Annotated in this window: 10 protein-coding genes; 5 read left to right on the top strand and 5 right to left on the bottom strand. The window is 41.0% G+C overall.

Going from position 1 to position 14,244, the window contains the following annotated elements:
• The first annotated feature begins 88 nt into the window (after positions 1-88).
• The 4 genes from F887_RS10850 (at position 89) to ahpF (ending at position 4,640) form a co-directional block, all read left to right on the top strand.
• A complete protein-coding gene (locus F887_RS10850; RefSeq protein WP_005293237.1) occupies positions 89-865 on the top strand; it encodes a hypothetical protein in 777 nt (258 codons plus the stop codon).
• Between the two features lie 12 nt (positions 866-877).
• Entirely contained in the window at positions 878-2,002 is a 1,125-nt protein-coding gene (locus tag F887_RS10845; protein WP_032863106.1) for a toxic anion resistance protein, read from the top strand.
• Between the two features lie 27 nt (positions 2,003-2,029).
• On the top strand, positions 2,030-2,947 hold the full coding sequence (locus F887_RS10840) for a hypothetical protein (protein ID WP_005293241.1): 918 nt from the start codon (positions 2,030-2,032) through the stop codon (positions 2,945-2,947).
• Between the two features lie 127 nt (positions 2,948-3,074).
• Complete coding sequence (ahpF, locus tag F887_RS10835; RefSeq protein WP_005293244.1) at positions 3,075-4,640, top strand: alkyl hydroperoxide reductase subunit F; 1,566 nt, start codon at positions 3,075-3,077, stop codon at positions 4,638-4,640.
• A 48-nt stretch (positions 4,641-4,688) separates the two neighbouring features.
• Here the strand turns inward: ahpF and F887_RS10830 are convergent, their stop codons facing one another.
• The 5 genes from F887_RS10830 to dnaE form a co-directional block, all read right to left on the bottom strand.
• Positions 4,689-6,707 carry an alpha/beta fold hydrolase gene (locus F887_RS10830; RefSeq protein WP_005293246.1) on the bottom strand — a complete coding sequence of 673 codons (2,019 nt, stop codon included), beginning with the start codon at positions 6,705-6,707 and terminating at the stop codon, positions 4,689-4,691.
• A 125-nt stretch (positions 6,708-6,832) separates the two neighbouring features.
• Positions 6,833-7,732 (bottom strand): ABUW_2363 family tetratricopeptide repeat lipoprotein, encoded by a 900-nt coding sequence (locus tag F887_RS10825; RefSeq protein WP_005293250.1) that lies wholly within the window; start codon positions 7,730-7,732, stop codon positions 6,833-6,835.
• 113 nt (positions 7,733-7,845) lie between these two features.
• Positions 7,846-8,658, bottom strand: a complete 813-nt coding sequence (cysE, locus tag F887_RS10820) for a serine O-acetyltransferase (protein WP_005293251.1) — start codon at positions 8,656-8,658, stop codon at positions 7,846-7,848.
• A complete protein-coding gene (locus F887_RS10815) occupies positions 8,651-9,490 on the bottom strand; it encodes an RNA methyltransferase (RefSeq protein WP_005293254.1) in 840 nt (279 codons plus the stop codon). Before F887_RS10815 ends, cysE begins: the two co-directional genes overlap by 8 nt.
• 13 nt (positions 9,491-9,503) lie before the next feature.
• Complete coding sequence (dnaE, locus tag F887_RS10810) at positions 9,504-13,067, bottom strand: DNA polymerase III subunit alpha (protein WP_005293256.1); 3,564 nt, start codon at positions 13,065-13,067, stop codon at positions 9,504-9,506.
• 215 nt (positions 13,068-13,282) lie between these two features.
• Between dnaE and F887_RS10805 the strand changes: the two genes are divergently transcribed.
• Entirely contained in the window at positions 13,283-14,143 is an 861-nt protein-coding gene (locus F887_RS10805) for a tetratricopeptide repeat protein (protein WP_005293258.1), read from the top strand.
• Positions 14,144-14,244 lie beyond the last annotated feature (101 nt).

The raw sequence follows: 14,244 nt of genomic DNA on the forward strand, positions 1-14,244 counted from the left end.
CATAACAACATTTAAGTATGCGAAATAGTGAGAACATGCTAAAACTAAATCTGTTCAAATTCATTTGTTCTGACTGTTTGTTACTTTTATGACGATACCGCTCGACTTAACACCTTTATCGCAAATTGAGTCAAATCAAGAACATATTTTGGCGATTAAACGGAATGACTTATTGCCTTTAATCAATGATCCGCATCGTTTGAATCATTATGCGGATCATTTGGTGCAGGCACAGAGCGTGTTACTCAATGGTGTTGATCCAAAGTTGAATCAACAGCTGAGTGAAGTCATTACGCAGATCATTCAGCAATTATCGCTTTCCAAGAAACATTTAGGTAGCCGACGATTTAATGCATTGCAAAAATGGTTGGGAATTGATGTTGAATATGATGCTGGACAAGTGAAATATGTTAAAGACTTGGATCTTTTGATCAATGAAGCAAATTATTTAAGCCAACGCTTGCAGATTGAAATCCAGAAATCCCAGTCGCGTTTGCAGCAAGCCTTGGGTTTACGAGAACAAATGGCAGCCTATATTGTTGCAGCAGATGAGTTTTTAAGGGAATACCCTCAATTCAGTAAACAGCAGGTGCTTGATCATTTTGTTGAACGACTATCTAAAAAAATCAATACATTACAAACCTTACAGAGCAGTAATGATATTGCGATGAAACAGATGCAGTTGTCACAGCATTTATCCTTTAGTCTTTTAGATCGTTTTAAAGAGGCACAACAGGTGTTGATTCCAGCTTGGCAATATCATTTAAAGCAAAGTCGTGAGTCAAACTCTAGTGCAACGATTGAGCAGCTAGATAAGAGCCGAGAAGAGTTAATTCAAAATTTGAAGAAATCATTACAGAAATAAGAGGGGAATATGATGTCCGATTCAGAATTGATCCAATCATCAAATGAAATTGAACTGAAGCCAGAACAGCGCTTTGAGCAATTGAATTTAAAAGAGCTAGGCTTGCAACCTCACGACTATGCTGAAGTGATGGATGCACATAAAGAACTGGCTGAAATCAGTACTACAGCTGTGGCTGAATACGGTAAAAATATTGCTAATAAGACTTCAACCTATACCGATGAATTATTAAATTTGGTACAGAATAAAGACTTGGATGCTACAGGGCAGAAACTCAATGAAGTGGTGCAAGTCGCTCAGCAGCTAAATACTTCAAGTATTCTGAATAAATCAAAAAACTCTGGTTTTTTTGGTGGATTGTTGAGCAAACTTAAGGGTGCCAAACAAAATTTTGACCAGCATTTTAATACCACCAAAGAGCAGATTGATGTACTGGTCAAAGAAATTGAAAGTTCACAATCAGGTTTGAAAGCGCGTGTTGGCACATTAGATAAAATGTTTGATGCTGTTCAGGACGAATATAAACAACTGGGAGTGTATATTGCAGCGGGCCAGTTGAAGCAGCAGGATATTCAACAGCAAATCACGACTCTGACCAGTCAGGAACAAGATCAACAGACCACTCAACAGATTTATGACCTGAATCATGTGGCAAATAATCTTGAAAAACGGGTGAGTGATCTTCATGTTTTACAGCAGTCTGCAATGCAAACTTTGCCGATGATTCGGATTATCCAATCGAACAATTTAATGTTGGTGGATAAGTTTTATGCGATTAAAAACATCACATTACCTGCTTGGAAGAATCAAATTAGCTTGGCAATTTCGCTGCAAGAACAAAAGAACAGCGTACAACTCGCCAAGGCGATTGATGATACCACCAATGAATTATTACGTCGTAATGCTGAGCTATTGCATCAGAATTCTGTTGATACGGCCAAAGCCAATCAGCGTTCCGTGATTGATGTTGAAACACTTGAACATGTACAAAACACCCTCATTAAAACAGTAAACGATGTGATTCAGATTCAGAAAGAAGGTATGCAAAAGCGTGCAGAAGCAACAACGCGCTTACGCGCTTTGCAAGAGAATTTGAATCATTTGGTGCTTGAGAATAGCCAACCGCCTAAATCTTGATATTGCTTATTTTTGAAGGAAAGATCATTGTCACCCATAGACGATTTTAGTGTACAGCCCATTGACCAGCGTTTAGATGTATTAAAAAAACGTCAACGCAATTTGATGATCTGGTTTTTTCTGACCAGTACATTGTTGGTGGTTACAATTGCTGCGCTGTTTTTGCAAAAAGAATTTATCTATCGTTTCTTTGATCTTTCCATACATGTACAGGCTTTAGATTTGCCTTATCATGTACAGGATCTTGTTCCTTTTAAGCAACCTGTCGATTATTTTTTTAATTTATTATCATGGTTTGGCTGGCTGTTTCTTAAACTCTTTGTCTCGTTTGTTGGTGCTTTTTTACTGATTAGTTGGGCAAAGAAATTCAAATTTTTTCAGCAGCGTTTCCAAGCATGGACACAGCGTATTCTGGCATGGGTGATTTCGTTTATCTTACTTTGGTCTGGTTTGACCTATATCCAATATGACTGGAAAGATGAAACCAAACAGGCCTATCAGCAATGGATGAGCTATCAAAACAATATTGTTGAAAGTCAGATTGCACAGGATTTACAGCAGGCCAATATTTCATCGACTGAAAAAGCCTATGTCTTGGCGCAAGTGGCTTTATTGCATCAGCCTGTCGATCGTAAAACTGCAAATGAGTATGTTAATCAATTGATTGCTGCTGAGAAAAACAACCCGATTCAGTTTAAAGAATATGATTTTAAGCCTGAGCAGCTGTGGGTCATGCAACAGCAACTTTACGGTAAAAGTATTACATCACTCACACAGCCTCTAGATTTACGGGCACAGCAAGCAGAACGGGTTTCAAGCATTGTGAATGTGATCTTGTGGGGACTGATTGTATTCAGTGTCGCGTTCAGCACCATCTTGTATCTGCTTGCCAAACATTTGAAAAATCGTCGTGTTCGAATCACGCAGAAACTTGACGTTTTTTAAATCTTAATTCGGTTTATCCGATCAAACTAATAAAAACATACTATTTTACCTATTTAGTACTTTTGCGTACTATAGCTTCATTGAATGAATTTAGCCGATTTGCACGTCTTAGAATTTGGAGTCATACATGTTAGATCAAAATATTAAAACTCAATTAAAAGCTTACTTAGAACGTTTAGAAAGTCCAATCGAGTTGGTTGCTGCTTTAGATGACTCGGACAAAGCTGCAAAAATTAAAGAACTCGTAACGGAAATTGCTGAACTTTCTGACCAAGTTACGGCGCGTTTTGACGGTTCAAACGCTCGCCGTCCTAGTTTTGGTGTGGCCAAAGCAGGTGAACAACCGCGTGTGTTCTTTGCTGGCTTACCAATGGGACATGAGTTTACCTCTTTGATCTTGGCATTATTACAAGTATCGGGTTATGCACCGAAAGTCTCTGATGAAGTCTTGACTCAGATCAAAGGCTTAAACTTAAGCGCAAACTTTGATGTGTTCGTCTCACTCAGCTGCCATAACTGTCCAGATGTGGTGCAAGCGCTTAACTTAATTGCGATTAACAACCCAAATACCACTGCAACCATGATTGATGGTGCTTTCTTCCAAGATGAAGTTGAAGAACGTAAAATCTTGGCGGTACCGATGGTATTCCAAGACAATCAACATATTGGTCAAGGCCGTATGACTTTGGAAGAAATCGTTGCCAAGTTAGATAGCAACTCGGCTGAGAAAGATGCAGCGGCAATCAATGCCAAAGATGCATTTGATGTGTTAGTGATTGGTGGTGGTCCTGCTGGCGGTACCGCAGCGATCTACGCCGCACGTAAAGGTATCAAAACCGGTATCGTGGCTGAACGCTTTGGCGGTCAGGTGATGGATACCATGGATATTGAAAACTTTACCACGGTTCAAAAAACGGTAGGCCCTCAGTTCGCCCAAGACATGGAAGCACATGTACGTGAATACGGTGTGGACATCATGAACTTGCAACGTGTCAGCAAGATCACAGGTGCAGATCAAACCGCCAATGGCCTGGTTGAAGTGGTACTGGAAAATGGTGCCAAGCTTGAATCGAAAACCATCATTCTTTCAACAGGTGCACGTTGGAGAGAAATGAATGTACCGGGTGAAGCAGAATACCGTACCCGAGGTGTTGCGTACTGCCCACACTGTGATGGTCCATTGTTTAAAGGTAAACGTGTTGCTGTCATTGGTGGCGGTAACTCAGGAGTAGAAGCAGCGATTGACCTTGCAGGGATTGTAGAGCATGTGACTTTGGTTGAGTTTGATACCAAACTACGTGCTGACCAAGTGTTGCAAGATAAATTAAACAGCTTGCCGAATACCACGGTGATCTTAAATGCACTCAGTACTGAAGTGGTCGGTGATGGTGCTCAAGTGACGGCATTGAAATATAAAGATCGTGCTACTGATGTTGAACACAGTGTTGAACTTGCAGGGATCTTTGTGCAAATTGGTTTATTGCCAAACACAGATTTCTTGAAGAACAGTGCAGTTGAACTCAGTAACCGTGGTGAGATCGTGATCAATGATCGTAACGAGACCAATGTCAAAGGTGTATTTGCTGCGGGTGACTGTACCACTGTGCCATACAAGCAAATCATCATTGCCACAGGTGAAGGTGCCAAAGCATCACTATCTGCCTTTGATTATATGATCCGTTCTGGCGTATAAATGATTTAATCTAAAAAAGCCCCAATGATTTGGGGCTTTTTATTGTCTTTAGTTCTTCGGTTTATATAAACCGTGATCAACTAAATGCTGGCGTAAGATGCGACGAAGTTCTAACACAGCTTCAGGCGTTTCTTGGATAGAGTGGCCACCTTTGAAAATCTTTTCCGAAACTGCACCATCTAAATGCGCACTTTTATAAGGAACAATACCATCTGTAATGACATTTGGATCATCACTTTTGGTGATGTTGCCCATAATAGAATGGAACACCAGATCTTTTTCTGGCGGAATGCTGGCAGTTAACTCCATAAATTTGGATTTTTTACTGAGATCACTTGGACCATTTTGAATCACATCATTGGTCAAAGTTTTGACGAAATCTTTAAGATCCAGATCATCACTGGTGAGCGTATCTGCGAGAGTAGTCAAGAAAGTGGCGGGGAGTTTGATAATCTTGCGAGCCGCTAATGTAAACCAACGATCAGCAAAATCTGTTCCGTGATGTGGTGCAGCCAAGAAAATAGCACGATCAAAGTTTTGAATGGGTTCCATTTTAAGTCGTTCACCAATCACAGGATGTTTCCGTAAGCGTGCTTGCTGACGGCTATTCATCATGGTGAGAGCTTCTTTGGAAATATCAGCATTACTCACCAAAAGACGACTGATAATGCCACCCATACTGTGGCCGATCAGAACAGCATCTTGAGCAGCCGCATCGTTGGCATTCACTGAGCCAAATGCTTGCTTTAATAAGGCATAAATTTGGAAGCGGCTTTCTAGAATCGGCATATTGGTCGAGTAGAACACCTGCCAGACTTGATAGTGTTCACGCAGAACTGCATCACCCATAATATCATTGGTGACAGCAATCCAAGCCTCAGGACTGCTCGCAAGGCCATGTACCAATACAATGATTTTCTTATTGGGGTTATAGGGTTCCAGCATATATAAATGCGGCATGGTCAAATGCTGATCACGATCAATTAAAGTCAAATACGCTGCTGCACCAAGATTATTTTCTGCTAACCACAGGCCATAAGGTGCGGAGAAGTTGGCTGCAAGAGAGTATTGTTTGCCTGCGATATTGACGCTTTCTACGCTATACGGATCATAAACTTTGATTTCAAAGTTTGGGCTATTTAAAACATCATTGACCGTTGCTGCTGGATTTTTGGGTTGGGCAATAATGGTCGCGGCTAAATAGCGGGCTTTATGAATATTAGGGTTGATGCCATTTGGGTACTTATAGCTCAATGGATCAAGTATGTATTTATTTTCACCAGGAGCTGAATCTGTAGAAGGGAAAACCGCAACGAAATCCGAGCCGAAACCATCACGGCGGTTAATTGCTCTTAAGCCAGAAAAGTTCATGTTGTAACTAGAAATAAACTTTTCAAGCTTCATATTTTGTAGACGCTGATAAGACTGGATATCAATAGTATAGGTGCTTTTGCCAATCTGGATGGTTGGCGTTATCGTTTTAGATGGATTTCTGAGGCTATGTACATTGACCAGTTTGGTTAACGCTTGATTATAGAAGTCGCGAATTTGAACCTGTCTGTTATCAAAAATGCGTTCTTGTGGTTGGCGTGATGTCTTGAATAAATAAGCATAACTATAACGAATACTTTTATCTAAAGCTTCAAGCTCTTGGTCTAAACATTGCTCATAGCTTTTTTGAATTGTTTTTTGTTCTTCTTCGGCCTTATGTTTGGTCAGCTTACTGATTTTGCATTCAGAAGAGTCAGACAGTGTCATCGCTTTTGAAAGATACAGTTCACTGGAAGTTGATAAAAGTTGTTCATCCTGAATTTGCGGAATTTTATGCAGATCAGCAATACACTCATTTGGTGTCTGCATGCAAATTTTAGCTTCTTTACCTGACATGGATAAGACATTCAGGCTTGCTTCGCTCAATCTCTTTTGCGTCAGAATACTATTACGCTCATTGGCAATGGTAACATTGAGGTCTTGTTGTTTGAGACTGACGACTTGACAGCCACTCATGACCATGGTGCTGAGCAGGGAGAGAAGAAATAGACGTTTATTTGGGGTAAATGCTAGCATGATATGTCAGCAAGTTCGCTGGAAGATTGTAGCTATAATACGAAAATAGAATGTTTTTTCAATGACTGATAAAAAAAATAGACTGTACACGACAGTCTATTTTTTAGCGCAGAATCTGCAAGCAATTAGTTGAGGACTTGCCACATATTCCAGCGTTTTCCAGTTTCAACCTCTTTGATTAAGCGATCTGTTACTTCCGCTTCATCTGGGTAGCTCACTTTATAATTCTTTAAGGTTTGAATCGCATTTTTCTTTTGCTCTAACCAAAGGTAGTTATTTGCAGCAGAAAGATACGCTTCTTGTACACCGCCTTTCATCGCTTTGTCTAAATATGGAATCGCTTCACGCTGACCACCACCTTCAGACAAACCAAAACCAAACCAAAAGTTGGTTTCAGCATCACTTGGATTCATCGCAAGAATACGTTGAGCATAAGTTAAAGACTTAGAGGTATAAGAGGTACCTAAGTCTAAGTTACGCGCCATAACGCTTGCTTTGAAAGCACGTGTTAATACGTCAAGAGACGCATTTGGTTTTTCAGCTAAAGCATCTAACTTTTGTGTCGTTTCTTTCAGCTTCACTTCATAACCTTTACGTTCTTGGCGCTCAGGGAAACGAGGTGGATAGTGACGTGCTTTACCTTCAACCAATTGTAAGAAATCGTCGATTTCAGTTACATCAACTTCATTATCACCAGCAAGAACCGCATATTTCATGCTACGTTGTTTACTGTCGATTGTTGGAATAATCAGTTTATTGACATCAAGCGTTGTTGTTTTTGACGGATCGCTTTGTAATGACACTACCATCTTGGTCACAGGTTGAGCGGTTGCATCTTTGATCGCAACTTCAAAACTTGGTGGTGCATCGTACTTGATTGGATTTAAAGCATAGAAAGCTGGGGTTGGATCTGGTTCCTTGAACACAAATGGTTCAGCAACCTTATCTTTTTTAACGGGTGCAATACCACAGGCCGTCAAAAAAGAAGTTGAAAGTACAAGTAATGCCAAAGGCTTAAAATTCATGCTTTACATCCATTAATTTTAGTTAAATGAGAAGTAGATCGTTGGTTTCAACAGTCTAGGAAAAGCAAAACCAACTTGCAATGATAAGCTTGTTACATTTCTTATATATTCCATTATGTTGCCGAAGTTTTGTTTTGTGCTTCGCACTCACGTCTAACTTCTTCAATAATTTTGAGTTCTTCTTTACTCAATGGTTGAGTTTTCGAACTTTGAGGCTTGAAGCTTGGATCAACTTCAGACAGGCGTTGGCAAAGTACATTCATGCGCTTTTCGTTCTTTTGCATGCGATCGAGTAAAACACGAATGCCTTCCAGAATCGGATCTGACTGATCTTGTGTTGTTGCATAGGGTTGGAAACCAATACTTTCTGCATAATCACGACGACTGACTTCGTCTTGCTCGATCTGGGTTTTGTCTTTGAAAATATAACGAGCAGGGTTGCCGACAGCCGTTACGCCTTCAGGGACTTCTTTGGTGACGACTGCATTTGAACCTACTTTTGCACCTTTATGTACAGTAAATGGACCCAAAATTTTTGCGCCAGCACCGACAACCACACCATCTTCTAGGGTTGGATGACGCTTGCCTTTATTCCAAGTCGTTCCACCCAAGGTCACACCATGATATAGCGTGACATCATTTCCGATTTCCGCAGTTTCACCAATCACTACGCCCATACCATGATCAATAAAGAAACGTTTACCGATTTTTGCACCTGGATGGATTTCAATCCCTGTCGCGAATCGGCTAAATGACGAAAGCAGACGGGCAGTGCCCTTGTATTCTTTCTTCCAGAGTTCATGTGCCATACGATGCATAATCAGTGCATGAATACCTGGATAGGTGGTGAGAACTTCTAGTGTATTTCGAGCTGCAGGATCACGTGCAAATACAGCCTCAATATCTTCTTTAAGCTGTTTAATCATTGGAATGATCCTCCGTATTGGTTTTTTTCCATGAACCTTGGGCTAATGCCTGTACGCGGCTAAAGATTCCACGTAATAAATGATACTCCATACGATCTAATTGTATCCTTCCGAAGAGACGACGCAAGCGTAATGGGAGTAAACGGGGATTATTTGGATCTAAAAACTCAATTTCGGTCAACATTTTTTCTAAATGAGGATAAAACTGTTCCATTTGTTGTTGTGTCACCAACGGTTCATCCCATTCCATGCTCTGTTGCTGTTTCAGTTGCATGTGATCATCTGGCGTATCTTGAGCCTGGGCATTTTGCTCAAGTGCAGCCATTCTTAACTCATAGCACACCACTTGAATAGCTTGCGCCACATTGAGTACGCCATATTCAGGATTGACTGGAATGGTTAAGTGATAATTGGCCAAGGCCAACTCTTCATTGGTAAGTCCACGATCTTCACGACCAAATACAATTGCAATATTTTGTTGTTTAGTTGCGGCTTGCAAAGCTTCTTTTGCTGCAGGGCGAACATCAAGCAGTGGCCATGGAATGGTACGGCTACGCGCACTGGTTCCGAATACCATATGGCAGTCTTGAATGGCTTGTTCTAAAGTTTCAACAATTTCAATTTTTTCAATTAAATCTTGAGCACCGGCAGCCAGTGCATCAATATCTGGATGCGGATAGGTTTTAGGTGCGACCAGTACAAGTTTTGATAAACCCATGGTTTTCATTGCGCGTAAGGCACTACCAATATTGGCTGGTAGGGTGGTATTGACCATAACAATACGCACATGATCCAAATGTTTGGACACGTTGTTTGAGTCAAACAGGTTCATATATCATCCAAAATTAAGAGTATTGAGAGACTTCAGCTTGATAAAGATCAAGGGCTTCATCCATAGACATATTGTCTGGCGGAGGAGCTATCGTTGCAACTTTAGGTGCTTCAGCTACTTTTGCAGCCTTGGATTTCACTTGATATTCGATGGAAATGGTTTCTTTACCAAAATAATCGCGCAGTTTTCCAAGTAATTCATCTAGTGGCACAACTTTCCATTGTGCACCTAAATGTAGTTCAGCAGTTGCAAAGCTTTGTTCAAGCAGAATTTGCAGGCCAATATGCTGACACATATCGATATTGCAATAAGGTAAGAGGATCGCCTGTAAATCTTTGGCTAAAGATTTGGTCATCAAATCGTGAGGGAGACGAACTTGAATACTTTGTGCACGTTTCTGGCGAATTTCATTCAAATTAAAAGCTTTGCTTAATCGCGCCATCGGACGATCAAAACCTTCGCGCTCGTAAATCTCGCCTTCAATCACCACAACCTGTTCTAAGCGAACAATATCCTTATAGCGTTGGAAACGCTCATGGTTGCAGCTAATTTCAACCCGTGCGGTACCATCATCGAGGGTGATCATGATACGGTTCGGGAAGTTGGCAATATCCACCACCAGACCTGCAAAAACTGTCGTTACGCCACGACGAGTCGGGGTGAGTTCATTCAGTTTTGCTGAAATGAATGATTTTAATTCAGGACGGTAAACATCAATTGGGTGACCTGTGAGATACAAGCCAAGCGTATCTTTTTCACCTTTGAGACGAACTTCATCAGCCCATGGTTTTACAGGCTTGGCAGGTTTACGTTGAACTTCTTCAACTTCACCAAACAAGTCCATAATGCCTGTTTCACGGTTACTTCGAGCCTGATCAGCAGCTTGCACGGCTTCAGGTAGTTGTGCCATTAAACTTGAGCGCTCAATCCCGAGGCAATCTAGCGCACCCGCACGAATCAAGGCTTCCAATGTACGTTTATTGATTTTTTTCAGATCAATACGATGGCAGAAATCAAATAAATCTTTATATGGACCTTCATTAATCCGTGAGTCGATGACCGACTGCATCGCCTGCTCGCCGACACCTTTAATTGCACCTAAGCCATAAACAATGGTTTGTTCATCACTGGCATGGAAGTGATATAAAGACATATTCACAGAAGGTGGAAGCACTTCCAACTTGTTATTGCGGCAGTCATCAATCAAGAAGACGATGCTGTCGGTATTCTGCATTTCCGATGATAAAACGGCTGCCATAAACTCAGCAGGGTAATGTGCTTTTAACCATGCAGTATGGTAGGCAACAAGGGCATAGGCTGCGGCATGTGATTTGTTAAAACCATAGCCTGCGAATTTTTCCATATAGTCGAAGATATGGTTGGCTGTGGCTTCATCAATATCTTTCTTCGACGCACCTTCAATAAAGATTTGGCGCTGTTTCACCATTTCTTCAGGTTTCTTTTTACCCATGGCTCGACGAAGCAAGTCTGCGCCACCGAGTGTATAACCTGCGCAGAACTGTGCAGCCTGCATCACCTGTTCTTGGTAAACCATAATCCCGTAGGTTGGTTCTAACACACCTTCCAGCAAAGGATGTAGGTATTCAAACTCACCACCATGCATACGGTGGATAAAGTCAGGAATAAGATCCATAGGACCTGGTCGATATAAGGATACGAAAGCAATAATCTCTTCGAATTTGCTTGGTCTTGCTTCCTTGAGCATTTTTTTCATGCCAACGGATTCAAACTGGAATACCGCAGTGGTATTTGCGTTGGCAAAGACCAGATAAGCATCTTTGTCATCCAGTGGGACATCGGCAATATTAAGCGGTATTTCAGCCTTGATTCTTTTATTAATATTTTGAACCGCATCTTCAATGACGGTCAGGTTACGTAAACCCAAGAAGTCAAACTTAACCAGACCTGCTGCTTCTACGTCATCTTTATCGTATTGCGCGACGCGGTTTGTTCCGTCTGCATCACAGAGTACTGCGGAATAATCGGTAATTTTCCCTGGTGCAATAACAACACCACCGGCATGCTTACCTGTATTACGGGTAATACCTTCAAGTTTGAGTGCCATTTCCCAGATTTCAGCAGCATCGTCATTGTCTGGATTTGATGGATTGGTAACGATATCTTTAAGCTGAGGTTCCATATCAATCGCAGTGGCTAGATCGACACCAAGCGGTTTGGTTGGAACCATTTTTGAAATACGGTCAGCAAGACCATAAGATTTACCCAAGACACGCGCTACATCTCGGATTGCACCTTTCGCAGCCATGGTACCGAAAGTCGCAATCTGTGACACCGCTTGGCGACCATAATTTTGTGCGACATATTCAATCACACGGTCACGACCTGCGATACAGAAATCGACGTCGAAGTCGGGCATCGAAACACGTTCTGGGTTTAAGAAACGTTCAAAGAGTAGATCATAACGTAATGGGTCAAGATCGGTAATTTTTAAGCTGTAAGCAACCAGTGAGCCTGCACCTGAACCACGACCAGGGCCTACAGGGACGCCATTATTTTTGGCCCACTGAATAAAGTCCATAACGATCAGGAAATAGCCAGGGAATCCCATCTTGAGAATAATATCAACTTCGTATTTGATTCGTTCATCATAAGGTTTACGAATTTCTGCCCAATCTTCATCACGTTCAGCAATTGGATAAAGATGATTCAAACGTTCCTCTAAACCTGTACGAGACAAATGCTCAAAATAGGTGTCGATGGTATAGCCATCTGGAATAGGGAAGTCAGGTAAGAAATAAGTGCCGAGCTGTAATTCGACATTACAACGTTTCGCAATGTGATAACTATTTTCCAGGGCACTCGGAATGTCTGAGAATAGCTCAGACATTTGCTCGCCGGTTTTGAAATATTGTTCTGGTGTATAATTTTTAGGACGCTTGTCATCCCCGAGCACGTAGCCATCGGCGATACACACACGAGCTTCGTGTGCATAAAAATCATCTTGCTCAACGAAATGAACATCGTTATGTGCAACAACACCAATTTGGTATTTTGCAGCGAGTTTGACCGCTTGCTGAATGAAATCTTCTTCACCAGCACGTTCAGTCCGTGTTAAGGCTAAATAGACACGATTTCCAAACTTTTCAATCCATGCTTCTAATAACGATTCAGCTTTTTGTGGATTGGAAGAGCAGAGCATTTTACCAACATCGCTGTGTTGACCGAGCAAGATAATTAGATCTTCAGCTTGTTCAAGTATCCATTCTTTTTGTACGCAAGGGAGACTGAGTTGCTGGCCTTCAATAAAGCCACGAGAAACGATTTCAGTCAGGTTTCGCCAACCTTTATTGCTCATGGCTAACAATGTTGTACGGTGTTCTGCATTATTAAGTCGAATGACGCTACCTAGAACAGGTTTAATCCCTTTTTTTAAACATGCCTCATAAAATTTTATTGCAGCATGCAGATTCGATAAGTCTGTGAGCGCCAGTGCGGGCATCTCTTCTTTTACGGCAGCTTTGACCAAATCAGGTATGCGAACAATCGATTCCGTAATCGAGAATTCTGTATGGATACCGAGATGAACAAACCGCATAGAAGGACTATCCTTTTTCAAAGCAACGCATAGTTTAGCATGCAAACCGAAAATGAAATGCTTAATATTTTGGCAAACCGTGTCTTTGCTTTGTTATTTTTATAAAATATTAAAAATTAGTCTTTGATTTTTCAATGGATATAAATATCAGTTTACAAGAAGTGTTTTACAGCTAGAATGTAATCGAATAAAAATGTAGCAATGCGAGCGACATAATGAAATTAAAAAATATCGTACTTTCAATACTATTGACTAGCAGTTTATTTACCTTGAGTCATGCAGATGATGTTTCTTTTAGTCAAGGGCTTGTACAGCAAGCAAAAGCGGGTGATGCCGTTGCACAGAATAATTTAGGCGATGCTTATTATTATGGTAACGAGGTCGATCAAGACTTTGGTAAAGCATTGGAATGGTTTAAAAAGTCAGCGGCACAGGGCAATGCTGATGCAATCTTTTCAGTCGGTTACATGTATGACTATGGTGAAGGAATTGAAGAAGACAATCCAACCGCTTTGAAATGGTATACCCAAGCTGCACAAAAAGGTCAGCTCTACGCACAATATTATTTAGGGTATTTATACCTTTACGGCGATGATGGTGTGAAGGTAAATACGCAAAAAGGATTGGAATGGATGAGCAAGTCAGCCGATGCTGGCTTAGATATGGCTCAAGCAGAACTTGGACATTTATATAATGATGGGGGTGAAGGTGTACCGCAAGATCTAAAAAAAGCACTGCGTTATTACCAATTAGCTGCAAAACAAAATGAATCTTCTGCGATTAACAATTTGGGTATTTTCTATTTAGAAGGCAAGGCTGGATTAAAGCAAGATTATAAAGAGGCTTTGCGCTTATTTAGTTTGGCTTCTGGCGCAGGCAATGGTTTAGGTTCTTCAAATATTGCCTATGTATACGAAGAAGCTAAGGGGGTCGCTAAAAACTATAAAAAGGCAGCGGAATTTTATGAGTTGGCGGTGACACAAGGTGAGGACGAGGCCCTGTTGGATTTAGCACGAATCTATGAAAAAGGTGGTTTTGGTTTGACTAAAAATTTGAAGAAAGCCAAAGAATACTAAGCACAGTGGGATGAGCTACAGGATTCGGATTCTTAAATATAAAAAATCTAAGCCTTGTTAAGACATTTCACTGTTAAAAGTGAAATGTCTTTTATAATATT

It is taken from the genome of Acinetobacter sp. NIPH 2100 (assembly GCF_000369805.1).
In the GTDB taxonomy this organism is placed as follows: Bacteria; Pseudomonadota; Gammaproteobacteria; order Pseudomonadales; family Moraxellaceae; genus Acinetobacter.